Below are 18,649 nucleotides of genomic sequence, written 5' to 3'. Positions count from 1 at the left end.
CCATTATTTAAAGTGATAAGCCTCAATGCTTGTTACTGTTACACCGATTTAGTGCGCGCGTAGCTCAGCTGGATAGAGTACCTGGCTACGAACCAGGCGGTCGGAGGTTCGAATCCTCCCGCGCGCACCATTATTTAAAGTGATAAGCCTCAATGCTTGTTGCTGTTACACCGATTTAGTGCGCGCGTAGCTCAGCTGGATAGAGTACCTGGCTACGAACCAGGCGGTCGGAGGTTCGAATCCTCCCGCGCGCACCATTTTTTGAAAAGCTCAGCTTCGGCTGGGCTTTTTTTATACCTGCAATTTATCCCCCCACAGCCTCACAGCAGCCTGTTCGTGGCAACGTGACCGATGGGTTATTTTGTCGACAAGATCGAATTATGGCGGATTGACCGCTGCAGAATTAACCGACTGTGATACTCACCTCATAACATCCCAGCTTTCTACTTTATTTTAGTGACATCAACTCATCATATGACGTTTACGTTAGCGTCACCTAATGGCTGGAAACCCGCTGTCTGTCTGGCTTGGTGCCGATATGAAGGGATGGGGCGGGCGTGTAACAAGCAATGAATCGTGTGCTCTGTCCGGATTTTTCCGCTTATTTCGTAAAAGTACTACCAAATACGCAAAAATAGGTTAAATTGTCGGCATAATTTGCGTTGTTGTTAATCATATTGACATAATTTTACGTGTTATGATAATTGTTAACGCGCCAGTCACAATAATAAATGAAAGGAAGCATTATGGCAGATTTAGGCCCTTTGTTGTGGGAAGCAGCTACCATCATGGTCACCGGTATGGTCGTGGTCTTTTTGTTTCTCAGTATCTTGATCTATCTCGTTACGCTGTTGGCAAAGTTTGCACCGAAAGATGCACCGTCTGCCTCAGTGGCCAACAAGCCATCCTCAACCGCCGTGAATCACAATGGCGTTCAGCCTGAAATCGTTGCGGCGATCTCCGCGGCTGTACATCAATACCGCAGGCAAAAGGCCTGAGTCGATGGGGAATCGTTCCCTTAATTGATTTTTTTGTGATTTTTAGGATGTTATTTTTACAAGGAGTTTGTGAGCATGTCCAAGCCTTTAGCGATCACTGACGTTGTGTTACGTGATGCCCATCAGTCCCTTTTTGCGACTCGCCTACGTATTGAAGATATGCTGCCCATTGCTGAGCAGCTAGACGATATTGGTTATTGGTCTCTTGAGACCTGGGGGGGCGCAACATTTGATGCCTGTATCCGTTACCTGGGTGAAGACCCGTGGGAACGCCTACGTTTGCTGAAGCAAGCTATGCCAAAAACCCCGATGCAAATGTTACTGCGCGGGCAGAATCTCCTCGGCTACCGCCACTACGCGGATGACGTGGTCGAAAAATTTGTTGAGCGTGCTCACCATAACGGGATGGATGTGTTCCGTATCTTTGATGCGATGAATGATGTCCGTAACTTTGAAAAAGCCGTGAAAGCCACGGTCAACGTGGGCGCACATGCTCAGGGCACCTTGTCTTACACGACCAGTCCTGTTCACAATGCGGACACTTGGGTGGATTTGGCCAAGCGCCTTGAAGACTTGGGCTGCCATTCGTTGTGTATCAAAGACATGGCCGGTTTGCTCAAGCCGTATGAAGCGGAAGCGCTGATCACGCGGATTAAAGCCTCGTGTGACGTGCCGTTGGCTCTGCATTGTCATGCCACAACTGGTCTATCAGCCGCCACTGCCGTGAAAGCGGTTGAAGCGGGCATTGATATTCTCGATACCTCCATTTCTTCTATGAGCCAGACCTATGGCCATACCCCGACAGAAACCGTGATTGCAATGCTGCAAGGCACCGGACGTGATACCCAGTTGGATCTGCAGAAACTGGAACCGATTGCGACATACTTCCGCCAAGTGCGTAAGAAGTACGCCAAGTTTGAAGGTAGCCTGAAAGGGGTCGATGCGCGTATTTTAACCGCGCAAGTACCGGGCGGCATGCTGACCAATATGGAAAGCCAGCTGAAAGAGCAAGGTGCAGCGGATCGGTTTGATGAAGTGCTGGAAGAAATTCCACGCGTACGTGAAGATCTGGGCTTCATTCCATTGGTGACACCCACCTCACAGATCGTTGGCACACAAGCCGTGATTAATGTGCTGACTGGCGAGCGTTACAAGAGCATCAGTAAAGAAACCGCTGGTATCTTAAAAGGCGAATACGGTGCAGCACCGGCGCCGGTGAACGCTGAACTGCAAGCGCGCGTGTTAGACGGCGCATCTCCGGTGACATGCCGTCCGGCTGATTTATTGAAAGCGGAATTGCATACCCTGACGGATGATCTGCTGGCGAAGGCCAAAGCGGATAACATCCGTTTGGCGGACGCGCAAGTGGATGATGTATTGACCTATGCGTTATTCCCACAAGTGGGTCTTAACTTCCTGAAACATCGTGATAATGCAGCTGCCTTTGAACCGGCACCGGGCACGGAACCAGAAGTGAAAGCGCCTGTTGCGGCAGCAGCACCAGCAGCGAACGTCGGCGGCATTGAAGCCTACAGCGTGAAAGTGAACGGTCAGGTATATAGCGTTGAAGTGGGGCCGGAAGGCGAACTGACTTCCGTTGCCGCCGCCTCTGCCCCTGTGGCAGCCGCACCTGCCCCCGCAGCCAGTCATGCTGAAGCCGTGCCAGCACCGTTAGCCGGTAACATCTTTAAAATCCATGTTCAGCCGGGTCATCAAGTCTCTGAAGGAGATGTATTGGTTATCCTTGAAGCGATGAAGATGGAAACCGAGATCCGTGCGGCGCGTAGCGGTATCGTACAAGATTTGCTGGTGAAAGAAGGGGACGCTGTCACTGTAGGCTCACCGATTTTGAGCTTGGCGTAAGAGGGAACCATGGAAGGTTTATTAACACTCTGGAATGCAACCGGGATTGCACACTTTGAGCTAGGCCAAATCATCATGATGTTGGTGGGCGCAGGCTTATTGTTCCTGGCAATCAAAAAAGGCTTTGAGCCGCTGTTGCTATTGCCGATGGGGTTCGGTGCCATTCTGGCGAACATTCCCAATGCGGGCTTCACCGATCCGGGTGGGCTGCTGTACTACATCTACTATGTTGGGATCGAGACGGGGATTTTCCCTTTGCTGATCTTCATGGGGGTCGGTGCAATGACGGACTTCGGGGCGCTGATCGCGAACCCGAAGACCCTGTTGCTGGGGGCGGCCGCGCAATTTGGTATCTTCTTTACCTTGTTCGGCGCGATTTTCCTCAACGTGATCCCTGGGATGGAATTCACCTTAGCAGATGCGTCCTCGATTGCCATTATCGGGGGGGCGGATGGCCCAACGGCGATTTTCCTCGCCAGCAAGCTGTCACCTGATCTGCTTGGGGCCATTGCCGTAGCGGCGTACAGCTACATGGCATTGGTACCGATCATTCAGCCGCCGATCATGAAAGCGCTCACCACACCGGAAGAGCGTAAGATCCAGATGAAGCAACTGCGTGAGGTGAGCAAGACCGAGAAAATCTTGTTCCCATTGGCGGTGTTACTGATGACGATTCTGTTCTTGCCAACGGCCACGCCGTTGGTTGGGATGTTCTGTTTGGGTAACTTGATGCGTGAGTCTGGCGTGGTGGATCGTCTGTCTAACACGGTACAGAACGAGTTGATCAACGTCGTGACCATCATGTTGGGTCTGGGTGTCGGATCGAAGCTGGCCGCCGATCAGTTCCTGCAGATGGAAACGCTCGGGATTTTGGTGCTGGGTGCGGTCGCGTTCAGTGTCGGTACCGGTGGTGGCGTGTTGATGGCGAAATTGCTCAACCGTTACAGCAAAGAAGACATTAACCCACTGATCGGCGCGGCGGGTGTATCAGCCGTACCGATGGCGGCACGTGTCGTGAACAAAGTGGGCTTGGATGCCAACCCACAAAACTTCCTGCTGATGCATGCCATGGGCCCGAACGTGGCCGGGGTATTGGGTTCAGCCGTTGCGGCGGGGATCTTGTTGGCGCTGGTCGGGTAATCGAGACGTCAATTCCTCCCCTCGCGTCACAGCTTGATACATATTGAAACGGGTAGCCATTGTGCTGCCCGTTTTTTTTTCAGTCAAATACGTTATTGTAGTGCCCTTTCAATAGTGGGGTGGCGTGTGTTACCCCACGATTTACCGATCGGAATGCGGGAAAGCCGCGTAGAGAAAACCATATCAATGCTAGAGTTATTTCAAGGGGATGCCGCACTGTGGGTGCTGTTTAGCACTGGCGTATTGAGTGCGACGTTATTGCCCGGGGGCTCTGAAGCCAGCTTGGTGGCAGCACTGTCTGTCGGGGATCACCCCGTTTGGCTGGTGATTGCCATTGCCACATTAGGGAATACCTTGGGGGGTATGACCAACTATTGGATAGGCCGCTGGTTACCCAATAAAACTTCTCACGAAAAACACGGTCATAAAGCATTATTATGGCTAAAAAAATACGGCTACTGGTCGCTGCTTTTCAGTTGGTTACCGATCATTGGTGACCCGTTGTGTCTAGCGGCAGGTTGGCTGCGTATGCATCACTGGCTGAGCATGGTGCTGATTTTGCTCGGTAAAGCTGCCCGTTATGCGGTACTGGCGATGCTGGTTCAGGGTTTATTATAAGGAAGGCATTTGTGCAAAAGTGGATAGTGGGGATGGCGCTGATTTCGTTGGCAGGTTGTAGCCAGTTTCAGTCGCAACAAGGCCTCTCGTCCTCGTTACCGGAAGGGGTAACCTTGGTCGAGCAGGTGACAGCAGGGGCATCATTGGACACACCGGTGATCCCGTATTCAAAGTACACCCTCGCCAACGGCTTAACCGTGGTGCTGCACGAAGATCACTCTGATCCTTTGGTGCATGTGGATGTGACCTACCATGTCGGCTCGGCCCGTGAGCAGTTAGGGAAATCCGGCTTTGCCCATTTCTTTGAACACATGATGTTCCAGGGCTCTGAGCATGTGGGCGATCAAGAGCACTTCCGCTTGATCACCGAAGCGGGCGGTACGCTTAACGGCACCACTAACCGCGACCGCACCAACTATTTTGAAACCGTGCCCGCCAATCAGTTGGAAAAAATGCTGTGGCTGGAAGCGGATCGCATGGGCTTTTTGTTGGGCGCCGTGTCACAGAAGAAATTTGAAATACAGCGTTATACGGTGAAAAATGAGCGTGCACAACGCTATGAAAACCGCCCTTATGGGTTGATGTATGAGCGTATGGGCGAAGCCCTGTTCCCGCGTACCCACCCGTATTCTTGGCAGCCGATCGGGTATGTGGCGGATTTGGATCGCGTCGACGTGAACGATCTGAAAGCCTTCTTCTTACGCTGGTATGGCCCGAACAATGCCACACTGACCATCGGTGGTGACATTAATCCCGCCGAGACATTGGCTTGGGTAAACCAATATTTCGGTTCGATCCCGCGTGGGCCGGAAGTGGAAAAAGCCGAGAAACAACCGGTGACCTTGGATCATGATTTGTATCTGACACTGGAAGATAACGTTCAACAGCCGATGCTATTGATGGCATGGCCAACCTCGTACAACGGGGCGAAAGACGAAGCGTCGCTCGACATGTTGGCCCGTGTGATCGGGGGCGGCAAGAACAGCCTGATGTACCAAAACTTGGTGAAAACCGGTGACGTTGTCGATGCGGGCGCCTTCCATGATTGTGCGGAACTGGCGTGTACCCTATACGTTTATGCGATCGGTGAAAGCGGCGATAAAGGGGATTTGCGTTCCCTGCGCAGTAAAGTAACCGGTGTGCTGGGCGATCTCGAACAGCAAGGGGTGAGCACGCAATCGGTCAATGAGCTAAAAGGCATGGTGGAAGCCAGTGCGATTTTTGGCTTGCAAAGTGTCAGTGGCAAAGTGTCACAACTGGCGGCGTATGAAACCTTCTTTAATAACCCCGGGTATCTCAGCACCGAGCTGGGTAACATCCGTGCGGTGACGCCACAAAGTATTGAACAGGCCTATGCGCAGTACCTAAACAATCACCCGAGTGTGAGCTTGAGTGTGATACCGAAGGGAAAAATAGCGATGCAGGCGGCGACGCCAAACTTTACCCCAGCGGAGCGCATTATTCCTGAATATACTAAATTGTCAGAAGCGGAAATTGCGGAGCAGTTGCGTGAACCCATTGATGATTTTGACCGTTCAGTGATGCCTCAGCCGTCTTCACCGGTTGAAGCCGTAATGCCCGCGTTGTACCAGTTTGAATTGGCCAATGGCATCAAAGTGTTGGGCTCTCTGTATCAAGAAACCCCCACCATTGAATTGCAGCTAGTGGTACCAGCAGGCCGCCGTTTCGAGCCGACGGGTAAAGCGGGCTTGGCACAATTGACCGCGAGCATGATGGGCGAAGCGACGAAAACCACGAGTGCAGAGGCGTTATCCTCGCGCCTTGATACGTTAGGCAGTACGGTCAGCTTCACCGCGGGGCAGTACGGGACCGTGATTTCACTGACTGCGTTGACCAAAAACCTGCCAGAGACCTTGGCGATTTTGGAAGAGCAACTGTTCCAACCGGGCTTCCATCAGGCTGACTTTGATCGCCTGAAAAAGCAGGCTCTGGAAGGGATCATTTACGAACATCAAAACCCTGGATGGTTGGCCGGTCAAGCAACCCGCGAAGTGTTGTTCAGTGGCACCTCATTCAGTTTGCCGCCGGAAGGGACCAAAGCCTCGCTCGCGTCGATCACCCTTGAGGATGTGAAAGCCTTCTATCACCGTTACTACACCCCGAATGGGGCTGACATGGTGGTGATTGGTGATATCGACAAAGCTGCACTGGCACCGCGTTTATCTGCGTTGGCAACCTGGCAGGGTATGCCAGCGCCGACCTACCAAACGCCGACCTTGCCAACACTGCCTAAGCAGACTGTATGGATGGTCGATAAACCGGGGGCGCCGCAAACGGTGATCCGTTTAGTCCGTCAGGGCCTGCCGTATGATGCGACGGGGGAGTTGTATGAAACCCAGTTGGCAAACTTTAACTTGGGCGGTAACTTTAATAGCCGCATTAACCTGAACTTGCGTGAAGATAAAGGCTACACCTACGGTGCGGGCGGTTATCAGAGTGGCGGTAAAGAAGTAGGTGTGTCAGCGTACTATGCCCAAGTGCGTGCGGATGCCAGTGTCGCGTCAGTCGAGGAATTCTTGGCAGAGCTGAATAAGATGGCGACGGAAGGCGTGACGGAAAAAGAGTTGGCCTTTATGCGCTTAGCGGTTGGGCAGAAAGATGCCCTTAACTACGAAACGCCAAGTAAAAAAGCCAAATTATTGGGGCAGATCTTAATGTACTCTTTGCCAGAGAACTTTGTTGAAACCCGGAATGACATTGCCGCGTCGATCAGCAAAGCGCGGATCGATGCCTTGGCGGCAAAATGGTTTAATCCGGCGGATTACCAGATCATTGTGGTTGGGGATGCAAAAAGTCTGACTCCCCAGTTCACGGCGATGGGACTGCCTGTACGTGATTTACAGCCGATCCAATAAGGTAAAAAACGCCTAAAAAGTATATTCAACACAGTGATTAAGCCGGCCTTGTGCCGGCTTTCTTTTTTCGGCTTTTTTTGCCTGTGATTGTTTCTGCTGGGTAAAAGTGTTTCGACGTAATAATCGTGGCATTCATTAACAATAATGATTACTCTACGTCACTGAGATGTTAATGATTGAGTATCACCGTGATGAACTTTTCACAAAGATTGCAGCAGATCGCTGCAAATCCTGACGCACTGACCCAGCTTGGTCGTGGTCTTGAGCGTGAAGCACTGCGTATGACGCAAAATGGGCAGTTATCGACAGCACCCCATCCTGTCGGCTTAGGTTCGGCACTGACGAATAAATGGATCACGACGGATTTTGCCGAGTCGCTGCTAGAGTTTATTACGCCCGTCTCTCACACTGTGGATGACTTGCTGTCACAGCTCAATGATATTCATCAATTCACCTATTCTAAGTTACACGGCGAACAGCTTTGGCCGATGTCGATGCCGTGTTTTGTCGGCTGCGAAGACGATATCGTGCTGGCGCAGTACGGCACCTCAAATACAGGTCGCATGAAAACCCTGTACCGTGAAGGCCTGAAGCACCGCTATGGCAGTGTGATGCAGGTGATTTCTGGTGTGCACTTTAATTTCTCGTTCCCTGATGCGTTTTGGGATCAGTTGTTCGGCGAGCAAGACGGTGAAACGCGTCAAGCCTCTGTCTCAGATGCGTACTTTGCGTTGATCCGTAACTACTACCGTTTCGGTTGGTTGATCCCGTACCTGTTTGGTGCATCGCCAGCCTTGTGTGGTTCGTTCATTGAAGACAGCGATACCGATCTGCCCTTCAAGAAAGTGGGTAAGGGCACGTATTTCTTGTCGAATGCGACCGCCTTGCGCTTGAGCGATTTGGGTTACACCAACCACGAGCAAAGCGGCCTGAAGATCGGCTTTAACAGCTTGGATCAATACCTTGACGGGGTACGCCGTGCGATCCGTACACCATCAGACGCATTCGCTGAAATTGGTGTGAAAGAAGACGGTGAGTACCGTCAGCTGAATGCCAATGTGCTACAAATAGAGAATGAACTTTATGCCCCTATTCGTCCGAAGCGCGTGACGGATCGCGGTGAAAAGCCGTCTGAGGCACTGAGCCGTGGCGGGGTGGAATACATTGAAGTGCGCTCACTGGATGTGAACCCGTTTAGCCCGATAGGGATCACGGCGGATCAGGTGCGTTTCTTGGATGTGTTCCTAACGTGGGCTGTGTTGTCACCGTCGGCAGATATGGACGACGCAGAACTGGCTTGTTGGCGTCATAACTGGAGCCGTGTCGTGCTCGATGGGCGTAACCCTGAGCTGGAGCTGACCATCGGCTGTAATGGTGAGCGTTTGACACTGCAGCAGTGGGGTTCAAGTGTCTTTACTGAGTTGCTAGAAGTGGCACAAGCGATGGATGCAGCGGCAGGCAATGACGCTTACCAGCAGACGATTGCGCGTTTGAACACTTGGATCGATGATCCGTCACTGACGTTATCGGCGCAATTGCTGGCTGACATTCTTGAACAGCAAGGCATTGGTGCGGTGGGTAAAGGCTTGGCAAAAGCCCATGCCGACACGCTCGCGACGTCACCGTTCCGTTTTTACTCGGTGGCGCAGTTTGAACAAGAAGCACAAGATTCATTGGTGAAACAGCAGGAAATCGAACAGGCTGATACCGTGTCGTTTGATGCGTTTCTTGATGATTACTTTGCCGATATCAAGGCGGATATGCAGGCTGATCACACGGTGTAAGCCGCTGGGTGACAGACAAAAAAATGGGCAGCGACCGTGCTGCCCAGAAGAAATTTCGCAGGGATGAGAGGCTGCTGTTACGTAGCCTGTCCTTCTTTATGACCGCAAGGATGGTGATTGGTTCCATGGTTGCAAATAATCCGCAATTTTTTTCCCGCTTGCTCTTTCTCTTCCTCGCAGCCATTGCCCTTTCTGGGTGTGCGGCCGCGCCGCCGAAACAACAATCGAACCTGTGTGAGATTTACCGCGAATACCCTGACTGGTATGAAGCCTCGCTGGATATGCAGGACGAATGGGGGACCCCGATGCAGGTGGCGATGGCGTTTATCAAACAAGAAAGCAGCTTTCGTCATGATGCTCGTCCACCGAAAAAATATGTGCTGGGCTTTATTCCGTGGGGCCGCGTGAGCAGTGCCTATGGGTATGCGCAAGCGCAAGATCCGGCTTGGGCCGATTACCAGAAAGCGACCGGTAATGGCGGATCGCGTACCGATTTCGCCGACGCCATGATGTTCGTGGGTTGGTACACCGCAGAAACTCAACGTCAGTTGGGGATCTCAAAATGGGATGCGTACAACCAGTATTTGGCGTATCACGATGGGCGTGGTGGCTATCAGCGCGGCACATACAAAGGGAAACCCCAGTTACTGAAAATTTCCCGCCGCGTCGAACAGCAAGCCAAAGATTACGGTTGGCAGCTCAAGCAATGCCGGAAGGAATTAGAAGACAACCGTAGCTGGTGGCCATTTTAAGGCCGTCACACCAGAGACAACGGTGCGCAAACTGGGCGAGACTTGCCGTGTTTGTGCACCTTGGTATAAAGTTGAGGAACAACAACACTCATGACAGTGTCGGTCACGTGGGATGCGCGACCGGTGCATGAGCAGGCCAAGGAGTAAGGAAGCAATGCCTCTATTAGACAGTTTTACCGTCGACCATACCCGTATGCACGCCCCCGCTGTGCGCGTGGCCAAGACCATGCAAACCCCCAAGGGTGATACCATCACCGTGTTTGATCTGCGCTTTTGCCGCCCCAATGCGGACATTCTGAGTGAGCGCGGGATCCATACCCTTGAGCACCTGTACGCCGGCTTTATGCGTGATCATGTCAACTCGGATCAGGTTGAAATCATCGATATTTCCCCAATGGGCTGTCGTACCGGTTTCTACATGAGTTTGATTGGGACGCCGACGGAACAGCAAGTGGCGGATGGCTGGTTGGCCGCGATGGAAGATGTGCTTAAGGTTGCCTCTCAAGATCAGATCCCTGAACTGAACGAATACCAATGTGGCACGTATAGCATGCACTCGTTGCAAGAAGCCCAAGCCATCGCGCAGGCCATTCTTGACCAAGGGATCAGCGTCAATCAAAACGACGACTTGGCGTTACCGGCTGAGTTGCTGCAAACCCTGAATGTGAAATAGCTCGTGTGAAAGACAGGGGGTGAGTCCTGAGTGACAGACAAAACAAAGCCGGCGTGAATGCCGGCTTTTTGATGCATGCGATTGAACGTGTCGTTAACCGGTTTTCTTCAGTTGGTTTGGCAAAATACGTACGGATTTGATCATGTTATCGGCCACCTCGATAATTTCCATTTGATGACCCGCGACCTCAATACTCAAGAGACTATCAGGGATGTCTTCGAGGTGTTCCAAGATCAGGCCATTCAGAGTACGAGGGCCGTTGGTCGGCAGCGCCCAGTTCAGGCTCTTGTTCAAATCCCGGATGTTGGCACTGCCTTCGATAATTAGGCTGCCATCCGCTTGTGGCGAGATCTCTTCGGCCAAGGTCGGGCTGATGGAGGTGGTAAATTCGCCCACAATCTCTTCCAGAATATCTTCGAGCGTGATCAGCCCTTGAATGTCGCCGTATTCATCCACAATCAAACCGATACGCTGTTTGTTGCGCTGGAATTTCAGCAGCTGGATATTGAGCGGGGTGCTTTCCGGGATAAAGTAGACTTTATCGGCCGCACGCAGCAGGTTCTCTTTACTGAAATCATTCTTGTCCATCATCATGCGGTAGGCTTCACGTACTCGCAGCATGCCGACCACTTCATCAATGCTGTCACGATACAGCACAATACGCCCATGGGCAGAGTGGCTGAGCTGACGGACAATGGATTTCCAGTCGTCGTTCACATTAATGGCGGCGATTTCATTGCGCGGCACCATCAAATCTTCCACCGTGACGTTTTCCAAATCCAAAATTGACAGCAGCATGTCTTGGTGACGACGCGGGATCAATCCGCCGGCTTCATTGACCACGGTACGCAGTTCATCAGAGCTGAGGTCAGCGTCACCGTGATGGTTCACGCGTAACCCAACCAAGCGCAGGAAACCGTTGGTGATGGCGTTAACGAACACCACGAGGGGATAGAGCAGCTTCATGAGAATTTGCAGTACCACACTGCTGGTGTAGGACACCCGCTCCGGGTACAGCGCCGCTAACGTTTTCGGGGTGACTTCGGCAAAGACCAGCACCACTAAGGTGAGCACACCGGTGGCGATGGCAACCCCCATGTCGCCGTACAGGCGCATCCCAAGGATGGTGGCGATAGCAGAGGCAAGAATATTGACAAGGTTATTACCGATAAGGATCAGGCCGATCAAACGGTCTGGCCGGGAAAGGAGTTTTTCTACCCGTTTCGCGCCCCGGTGTCCTTGGTTGGCAAGGTGCCGCAATTTGTAGCGGTTGAGGGCCATCATGCCCGTTTCAGAACCGGAGAAGTACCCGGAAATGACGAGAAGTAATACCAGAAGGGAGAATAAGGCTCCCGTGGATATATCGTCCAAAAAACTCTATCCTTAACGTTTCTGTTACATGTACTGTGTACCCAGATAGTCTGGGTGTCAATGCACGGCGGGTAATTTCCCCGCCGAGGCAAATGTTTCAGCCTTTGGCCTAAGCACCGATAATGATTTCCTTAACAAATCGGCTGCCAAAGTACGCGAGGGTCAATAAAAAGGCCCCCACTAAGCTGAACCAGACCACGCGGCGACCGCGCCAGCCTTTTTGATAATGTCCCCACAGCAACACGCTGTATACGCACCACGCCATCAACGACAGCACGGCTTTATGGGTTTTACCTTGGATCAACCAGTCCTCAATAAAGACATAGCCAGAGATCAACGTGACGGTGAGTAAGCTGTTTCCGACTAAGATGATCTTGAAAAGCTGACGCTCCACCATCATTAAAGGAGGGATGTTCGGGTTAATCGCCAGACTCTTCTTATTTTTTAGCTTGTGATCGAGCCAGGCCAGTTGAATGGCATACAAGGTGGCGACCATTAAGGTGGAATAGGAAAACAGCGCCAGTGAAATATGCAGTAACACCGCAGGGTGGGTTTCTAAATGGGTAATGAAGGCGCCCGGCAAGAAGGTCGCGGCGAGCAAGTTGATCGCGGCAAAGCTGTAAACCACCGGCAATAAAAACCAGACCCGCATTCTGAGCATGGCGCCAGTGGTGATGATGGCAATCAAGACGCTGATCAGGGACGCGACATTCAGCATGCTGAGGTTTTGACCGATGCCCCCTAGGATCAGATTTTTGAGCAGTAGGATATGTAAGGCGATGGCCGCCAAGGCACACAAAAAGACCGGCCGCGTTTTGATTCCATTGCTATTGGTTAAACCCGGCACCACAAGCCCGAGGGCAGAAACGTAAAGGCAAGTAGCCAGTAAGGCTATCAACATATCCATAGTAAACTTAACTATTTAAGATGGTAAGAGTTCGCAAGTATACCTTGCCAGCCGTCAGGCTGCCACGGCAAAGCCGTTTCCCCGTGATAGGAAGGTCGTTTTATAAGGCGATATCACAGCGAAAGTGGCTGTGAAGGCATGAAAGCGAAGGGAAGATTGCGTTATACTAGCCAGATCTTACCGATTTTAGTTGCGTAACGAGCGAGTAGCACATGTTCGAAAATTTAACGGAGCGTTTATCGCGAACGCTTAAGAATGTCAGTGGCCGTGGCCGACTGACCGACGACAACATCAAGGATACGCTGCGTGAAGTACGCATGGCGTTACTCGAAGCAGATGTTGCGCTTCCTGTTGTTCGTGATTTCGTCAAGCGCGTGAAAGAACGCGCAGTAGGGACCGAAGTCTCTAAAAGCCTGACACCGGGTCAAGAGTTCATCAAGATTGTTCAAGCCGAGCTTGAAGCTGTGATGGGTGACTCGAATGAAGATTTGAATTTGGCGAGCCAGCCACCGGCTGTGATCCTGATGGCGGGTCTGCAAGGTGCGGGTAAAACCACCAGTGTCGGTAAACTGGGTAAATGGCTGAAAGAGCGCCAGAGTAAGAAAGTCATGGTGGTGTCGGCGGACGTTTATCGCCCGGCGGCGATCAAACAGCTAGAAACCCTTGCGGGCGACATTGGCATTGATTTCTTCCCATCATCGGCGGATCAAAAGCCGGTCGACATCGTGACAGCTGCACACGCTGAAGCGAAACTGAAGTTTTATGATGTTCTGATTGTCGATACCGCAGGTCGCTTGCACGTTGACGGCGAGATGATGGACGAGATCAAAGACGTTCATCAGGTATTGAACCCGGTTGAAACCCTGTTCGTGGTTGACGCCATGACAGGTCAGGATGCGGCGAACACCGCCAAAGCCTTTGGTGATGCACTGCCGTTGACCGGTGTGATCTTGACCAAGGTCGATGGTGATGCCCGTGGTGGTGCGGCGCTGTCTGTACGTCACATTACCGGCAAGCCAATCAAGTTCTTGGGTGTGGGCGAGAAAACCGACGCATTGGAACCGTTCCACCCTGATCGTGTAGCCTCACGTATTTTGGGTATGGGTGACGTACTGTCCCTGATCGAAGATCTTGAACGTAACGTTGATAAAGAGAAAGCCGAGCAACTCGCGAAGAAATTCAAAGAGAAAAAAGGCTTTGATCTTGAAGACTTCCGCGGCCAGCTGCAGCAAATGAAAAGCATGGGCGGCATGATGGGGATGCTGGATAAGCTACCGGGTATGTCGCAATTGCCGGACGACGTGAAAGATAAAGTCGACGACAAAATGTTTATGCAGATGGAAGCGATCATCAATTCCATGACCCCAGGCGAGCGTGAGCGTCCTGAGATCATTAAAGGGTCGCGTAAAAAGCGTATTGCGATGGGTTCAGGTACCCAAGTGCAAGACGTTAACCGTCTGCTTAAGCAGTTCACCCAGATGCAGAAGATGATGAAGAAAATGCAGAAGGGCGGCATGAAAAACATGATGCGCAATATGAAAGGCATGATGCCGGGCGGCGGCATGTTCGGTCGCTAAGCGGCATGAGCCCTTGAATCTATTGGGTTTGGGGACTGGAATGATTTTTACTGGTGAAAAAGTAGCTAAATCGGTTGCATTCGTCAGTTTAAAGAGTAAAATTCCCGAGCTTAATTTGGCACGGACCCCGTTATGATTCATGGCGGGGTCAATTTTATTTACAGTAATGCAAGTAGAGGACGATATGGTAACCATTCGTTTGGCACGTCACGGCGCTAAAAAGCGTCCATTTTATCAAATCGTTGTTGCTGACTCTCGTTGTGCACGCGACGGTCGTAACATCGAGAAAATTGGTTTCTTCAACCCGCTAGCTAAGGGTCAGGAAGAGCGTCTACGCCTAGATCTAGACCGTGTTAATCACTGGGTAGGTCAAGGTGCAACTGTGTCTGACCGCGCAGCTAAGCTAATCAAAGACGCTGCTAAAGCGGCTTAATTAGCAATAACAGGTAGAAGAGAGAAGCAATGAGTACACAAGACCGCATTGTTGTCGGGAAACTCGGTGCCACTTATGGCATCAAGGGCTGGCTCAAAGTTTTTTCTCACACCGAAGAGTCTGAAAGCATTTTCTCTTTTCATCCTTGGTTTGTGAAAATTAAGGGTGAGTGGAGAGAGCTTCAGGTTGAGTCGTGGAAACGCCATGGTCAGGGACTGGTAGCGAAGATTGAGGGTTTTGACATCCGCGAGGATGTTCAAGTCTTAACTAACGCAGAAGTTTTTGTACTGGCTGACCAGCTGCCTTCATTGCCAGAAGATGAATTCTACTGGCGTGAGTTGTTTGGTATGACAGTAGTGACGACTGAAGGTTACGACCTAGGTAAAGTTACTGACATCCTGGAAACAGGTTCAAACGATGTGTTGGTAGTTAAAGCCAATCTGAAAGATGCTTTTGGCCAGAAGGAACGTTTAATCCCGTTCCTCGATGAGCAGGTCATCAAGTCGATTGATCGCACTGCTCAGCGGATCGAAGTTGACTGGGATCCTGGATTTTAATCCCCGGTAAGGTGAAAAAATGAAGGTAGGCATAATTAGCCTGTTTCCTGATATGTTTAACGCCATTACCAATTTTGGGGTGACAGGCCAGGCGGTAAAAAAAGGCCTTTTGTCGGTGGAAACGTGGAATCCTCGTGATTTTACCCACGACAAACACCGTACGGTTGATGATCGACCTTATGGTGGCGGACCTGGCATGCTAATGATGGTGCAGCCTTTGCGCGACGCTATTCATGCTGCCAAACAGTCTGTAGAAGGTCAGGCTAAAGTCATTTATCTATCACCTCAGGGCCGTAAGCTTGATCAAGCCGGTGTTGAGGAGCTTGCGCAGAATGAGAATCTGATCCTCATCTGTGGCCGCTACGAAGGGGTAGATGAGCGCATAATCCAACAAGAGGTAGACGAAGAATGGTCTATCGGAGATTTTGTGCTAACGGGTGGTGAGCTGCCTGCCATGACGCTAGTGGATGCAGTCGTCCGGTTTGTTCCGGGTGTACTGGGAGACTTTGCGTCAGCAGAAGAAGATTCTTTTGCAAATGGTTGGTTAGATTGCCCTCATTACACACGTCCTGAAGTGTTGGACGGACAAGAAGTGCCTAAGGTCTTGTTGTCTGGCAACCACAAGGACATAAGCCGCTGGCGATTGAAACAATCGTTAGGCCGTACCTGGCTGAGAAGACCAGAGCTCCTGGAAAACCTAGCTCTGACTGACGATCAGGAATTCTTGCTCACGGAATTTATCCGTGAATATAAAGCAAGCAATTAATTAATTTAGTATCAGTTTATTCTAGGGTATATACCAATGAGTAACATCATTAAGCAGCTCGAAGACGAGCAACTAAAACAAGACCTACCTACTTTCGCACCAGGTGACACTGTTGTCGTTCAGGTTAAAGTTAAAGAAGGTGATCGTTCACGTCTTCAGGCATTTGAAGGCGTAGTTATCGCTAAGCGTAACCGTGGTCTACATTCTGCATTCACTGTTCGTAAGATCTCTAACGGTGAAGGCGTTGAGCGTGCGTTCCAAACTCACTCTCCAGTAGTTGACAGCATTACTGTTAAGCGTCGTGGTGCAGTACGTCGTGCCAAGTTGTACTACCTACGTGATCGTTCTGGTAAAGCAGCTCGAATCAAAGAGAAGCTTACTAAGAAGTAATTTACTTCGCGTAAGACGTTTAATAAAAAAGCCCACCGTAAGGTGGGCTTTTTTTTGCGTGGAATTTGGGAAGAGCTGGGGCGAGTAAAAGCGGGACGAGAATCGAGTCAAAGCGGAAGAACAAAAGCGGACCTATGGCCCTAAGGTTCTATGGAAAAAGCAGGAGCGGAAGTGCTTGCATCCATAAAGGGATCTGAAATCCTGCTTGTAGGATCACAGGATCACAGGATCACAGGATCACAGGATCACAGGATCACAGGACCACATGTCTCGTCCCGCTTATACTCGCCCCTGTTTTCCCCAAGACACAAAAAAACCAGCCCGCAGGCTGGTTTTTGTTTCGTTCGTCTCGCGGATAACGATGCTGATTACTTCGCAGTATCTAGCTCACCGCTTTCTTCGTCAGCCAAGTCTGTTTCACCTTTGCCTTTAGAACGCTTGATAACCAGAGCTGTGACACCGAAGGCACTGATCAGGCCAACCGCTGTTGATAGCGTCATAGGTAGACCGAAGCCCAACTGGCTGTTGTTGAGGATGAAGGTAATACATACCGTGGTCATGAAGATAGCCGGAACCGTGGTGATCCAATGCAGCTTGTTGTGACGTAGCAGGTAAGCCGATGCCGTCCACAGCATCATCACTGCGGTTGCTTGGTTAGCAAAGCCGAAGTAACGCCAGATAATCGCAAAGTCCACTTGAGTCAGGATGCCACCAATCACGAACAGAGGTACAGCCATCAATAGGCGGTTACGCAGGGTTTTCTGTTCCATGTTGAAGTATTCAGCCAAAATCAGACGGCTTGAACGGAACGCAGTGTCACCCGAGGTGATAGGCAGAATCACCACACCCAAGAACGCAATCACACCACCAAACACACCCAACAAACCCATTGACGCAGTGTACACCACGCTACCCGGACCGCCGTTAGCGACCGCTTCAGACAAGCCTTCCACTGAGCCGAAGAACGACAGGGCAACCGCACACCAAATCAGGGCAATGATACCTTCACCGATCATCGCGCCGTAAAACACGAAACGGCCGTTCTTTTCATTTTCCATACAACGCGCCATCAATGGTGACTGAGTGGCGTGGAAGCCAGAGATCGCACCACATGCAATGGTGATGAACAGGGCAGGCCACAATGGCAAATCGTTCGGGTTCATGTTGGTGAACATTTGGCTCATTTCATAGCCACCCAATAGCGTGTGCTCGCTAGAGAATGCCATTGCCGTGATCAGGCCAACTGACATGAAGATCAGCAGGGCACCAAAGAACGGGTAGAAACGGCCAATGATTTTATCGACAGGCACAATGGTCGCCAGAATGTAGTAAGCAAAAATGATCACAACCATGGTCGTCATCGACAAGCCAATGTCAGTTTGCTCATTCACAAGGTTCGTGATCATGCCGGCAGGGGCAGAAACAAACACCACGCCCACAAGCAGCAACAGTACGATAGCAAAAATATTCATAAAATGTTTTGCACCGTTGCCGAGGTAGCGACCGGTAATGGTTGGGACTGATGCGCCGCCGTTACGGATAGACAGCATGCCAGAGAAGTAGTCGTGTACCGCGCCGGCAAACACACAACCCAATACAATCCACAGCATCGCGGCTGGACCGTAGAGTGCGCCCATGATTGGACCGAAAATCGGTCCCACACCGGCAATGTTCAGTAGCTGCACCAAGTAGACTTTCTTGTTCGACATCGGCACATAGTCGACGCCATCTTGTTTGGTGTAGGCAGGGGTTTTACGATTTTCATTGATCCCGAAGACTTTCTCGACGAAGGCGCCGTAGATGAAGTATCCGCCAACCAAGGCAGCGACACACATTAGAAACCAAGCCATATGCTTATCTCTCTTATTTCCTATAGGAGTGGGTTGAATTTGCGTTCCTTGCCAACCACAGTGGCAACCTGCGCAATCCTTCTTTTAATGGATG

16 protein-coding genes and 2 tRNA genes are annotated in these 18,649 nt (G+C 51.1%); 15 read left to right on the top strand and 3 right to left on the bottom strand.

The features are described from left to right. Window positions 1-53 precede the first annotated feature (53 nt). The 10 genes from L4C36_RS19075 to luxS all read left to right on the top strand — a co-directional run bounded on the left by L4C36_RS19075 (window position 54) and on the right by luxS (window position 10,704). Window positions 54-130, top strand: a tRNA-Arg gene (locus L4C36_RS19075). A 50-nt stretch (window positions 131-180) separates the two neighbouring features. Further along, window positions 181-257: transfer RNA gene (locus L4C36_RS19070), tRNA-Arg, on the top strand. 489 nt (window positions 258-746) lie between these two features. Next, window positions 747-998 carry an oxaloacetate decarboxylase subunit gamma gene (locus L4C36_RS19065; RefSeq protein WP_428479390.1) on the top strand — a complete coding sequence of 84 codons (252 nt, stop codon included), beginning with the start codon at window positions 747-749 and terminating at the stop codon, window positions 996-998. A 75-nt stretch (window positions 999-1,073) separates the two neighbouring features. Further along, window positions 1,074-2,861, top strand: coding sequence for a sodium-extruding oxaloacetate decarboxylase subunit alpha (oadA, locus tag L4C36_RS19060; protein ID WP_428479389.1), 1,788 nt, complete (start codon window positions 1,074-1,076; stop codon window positions 2,859-2,861). A 9-nt stretch (window positions 2,862-2,870) separates the two neighbouring features. Further along, window positions 2,871-4,001, top strand: coding sequence for a sodium ion-translocating decarboxylase subunit beta (locus L4C36_RS19055; protein WP_428479388.1), 1,131 nt, complete (start codon window positions 2,871-2,873; stop codon window positions 3,999-4,001). A gap of 186 nt (window positions 4,002-4,187) precedes the next feature. Beyond that, complete coding sequence (locus L4C36_RS19050; RefSeq protein ID WP_428479387.1) at window positions 4,188-4,619, top strand: YqaA family protein; 432 nt, start codon at window positions 4,188-4,190, stop codon at window positions 4,617-4,619. An 11-nt stretch (window positions 4,620-4,630) separates the two neighbouring features. After that, window positions 4,631-7,495: a M16 family metallopeptidase gene (locus L4C36_RS19045; protein ID WP_428479386.1), complete on the top strand. Its 2,865-nt coding sequence runs from the start codon at window positions 4,631-4,633 to the stop codon at window positions 7,493-7,495. Between the two features lie 188 nt (window positions 7,496-7,683). Continuing rightward, window positions 7,684-9,279: a glutamate--cysteine ligase gene (gshA, locus tag L4C36_RS19040; protein ID WP_428479385.1), complete on the top strand. Its 1,596-nt coding sequence runs from the start codon at window positions 7,684-7,686 to the stop codon at window positions 9,277-9,279. Window positions 9,280-9,404: 125 nt separating this feature from the next. Further along, complete coding sequence (locus L4C36_RS19035; RefSeq protein ID WP_428479384.1) at window positions 9,405-10,031, top strand: transglycosylase SLT domain-containing protein; 627 nt, start codon at window positions 9,405-9,407, stop codon at window positions 10,029-10,031. A 154-nt stretch (window positions 10,032-10,185) separates the two neighbouring features. After that, entirely contained in the window at window positions 10,186-10,704 is a 519-nt protein-coding gene (gene luxS / locus L4C36_RS19030) for an S-ribosylhomocysteine lyase (RefSeq protein ID WP_428479383.1), read from the top strand. Between the two features lie 93 nt (window positions 10,705-10,797). On the opposite strand, the gene L4C36_RS19025 is transcribed toward luxS, so the two are convergent. Both L4C36_RS19025 and L4C36_RS19020 read right to left on the bottom strand, forming a co-directional pair. Continuing rightward, window positions 10,798-12,075, bottom strand: coding sequence for an HlyC/CorC family transporter (locus L4C36_RS19025; protein WP_428479382.1), 1,278 nt, complete (start codon window positions 12,073-12,075; stop codon window positions 10,798-10,800). A gap of 109 nt (window positions 12,076-12,184) precedes the next feature. Continuing rightward, on the bottom strand, window positions 12,185-12,982 hold the full coding sequence (locus L4C36_RS19020; RefSeq protein WP_428479381.1) for a cytochrome C assembly family protein: 798 nt from the start codon (window positions 12,980-12,982) through the stop codon (window positions 12,185-12,187). Window positions 12,983-13,194: 212 nt separating this feature from the next. On the opposite strand from L4C36_RS19020, the gene ffh reads away from it, so the two are divergent. The 5 genes from ffh (at window position 13,195) to rplS (ending at window position 16,705) form a co-directional block, all read left to right on the top strand. Further along, window positions 13,195-14,559, top strand: coding sequence for a signal recognition particle protein (gene ffh / locus L4C36_RS19015; RefSeq protein ID WP_428479380.1), 1,365 nt, complete (start codon window positions 13,195-13,197; stop codon window positions 14,557-14,559). A gap of 184 nt (window positions 14,560-14,743) precedes the next feature. Continuing rightward, window positions 14,744-14,992, top strand: coding sequence for a 30S ribosomal protein S16 (gene rpsP / locus L4C36_RS19010; RefSeq protein ID WP_428479379.1), 249 nt, complete (start codon window positions 14,744-14,746; stop codon window positions 14,990-14,992). A 29-nt stretch (window positions 14,993-15,021) separates the two neighbouring features. Further along, window positions 15,022-15,549 carry a ribosome maturation factor RimM gene (gene rimM / locus L4C36_RS19005; RefSeq protein ID WP_428479378.1) on the top strand — a complete coding sequence of 176 codons (528 nt, stop codon included), beginning with the start codon at window positions 15,022-15,024 and terminating at the stop codon, window positions 15,547-15,549. Window positions 15,550-15,568: 19 nt separating this feature from the next. Then, entirely contained in the window at window positions 15,569-16,315 is a 747-nt protein-coding gene (trmD, locus tag L4C36_RS19000; RefSeq protein ID WP_428479377.1) for a tRNA (guanosine(37)-N1)-methyltransferase TrmD, read from the top strand. A 36-nt stretch (window positions 16,316-16,351) separates the two neighbouring features. Then, window positions 16,352-16,705, top strand: coding sequence for a 50S ribosomal protein L19 (gene rplS, locus L4C36_RS18995; protein ID WP_428479376.1), 354 nt, complete (start codon window positions 16,352-16,354; stop codon window positions 16,703-16,705). A gap of 368 nt (window positions 16,706-17,073) precedes the next feature. Here rplS and L4C36_RS18990 read toward each other — a convergent pair whose 3' ends face one another. Then, complete coding sequence (locus L4C36_RS18990) at window positions 17,074-18,555, bottom strand: carbon starvation CstA family protein (protein WP_428479375.1); 1,482 nt, start codon at window positions 18,553-18,555, stop codon at window positions 17,074-17,076. Window positions 18,556-18,649 lie beyond the last annotated feature (94 nt).

This window comes from Photobacterium japonica, from assembly GCF_050337005.1.
Lineage (GTDB): Bacteria > Pseudomonadota > Gammaproteobacteria > Enterobacterales > Vibrionaceae > Photobacterium > Photobacterium japonica.
Note: the sequence above shows the minus strand (reverse complement) of the source record. Positions and strands in the feature narration are given on the sequence as shown.

Excerpts from the sequence above, each read along its gene's own strand:
- rpsP (WP_428479379.1), top strand. The coding sequence starts at position 14,744 with ATGGTAACCATTCGTTTGGCACGTCACGGCGCTAAAAAGCGTCCATTT.
- L4C36_RS19050 (WP_428479387.1), top strand. The coding sequence starts at position 4,188 with ATGCTAGAGTTATTTCAAGGGGATGCCGCACTGTGGGTGCTGTTTAGC.
- L4C36_RS18990 (WP_428479375.1), bottom strand. The coding sequence starts at position 18,555 with ATGGCTTGGTTTCTAATGTGTGTCGCTGCCTTGGTTGGCGGATACTTC.
- ffh (WP_428479380.1), top strand. The coding sequence starts at position 13,195 with ATGTTCGAAAATTTAACGGAGCGTTTATCGCGAACGCTTAAGAATGTC.
- rplS (WP_428479376.1), top strand. The coding sequence starts at position 16,352 with ATGAGTAACATCATTAAGCAGCTCGAAGACGAGCAACTAAAACAAGAC.
- L4C36_RS19035 (WP_428479384.1), top strand. The coding sequence starts at position 9,405 with ATGGTTGCAAATAATCCGCAATTTTTTTCCCGCTTGCTCTTTCTCTTC.
- L4C36_RS19065 (WP_428479390.1), top strand. The coding sequence starts at position 747 with ATGGCAGATTTAGGCCCTTTGTTGTGGGAAGCAGCTACCATCATGGTC.
- oadA (WP_428479389.1), top strand. The coding sequence starts at position 1,074 with ATGTCCAAGCCTTTAGCGATCACTGACGTTGTGTTACGTGATGCCCAT.
- luxS (WP_428479383.1), top strand. The coding sequence starts at position 10,186 with ATGCCTCTATTAGACAGTTTTACCGTCGACCATACCCGTATGCACGCC.
- L4C36_RS19020 (WP_428479381.1), bottom strand. The coding sequence starts at position 12,982 with ATGGATATGTTGATAGCCTTACTGGCTACTTGCCTTTACGTTTCTGCC.
- trmD (WP_428479377.1), top strand. The coding sequence starts at position 15,569 with ATGAAGGTAGGCATAATTAGCCTGTTTCCTGATATGTTTAACGCCATT.
- rimM (WP_428479378.1), top strand. The coding sequence starts at position 15,022 with ATGAGTACACAAGACCGCATTGTTGTCGGGAAACTCGGTGCCACTTAT.
- L4C36_RS19055 (WP_428479388.1), top strand. The coding sequence starts at position 2,871 with ATGGAAGGTTTATTAACACTCTGGAATGCAACCGGGATTGCACACTTT.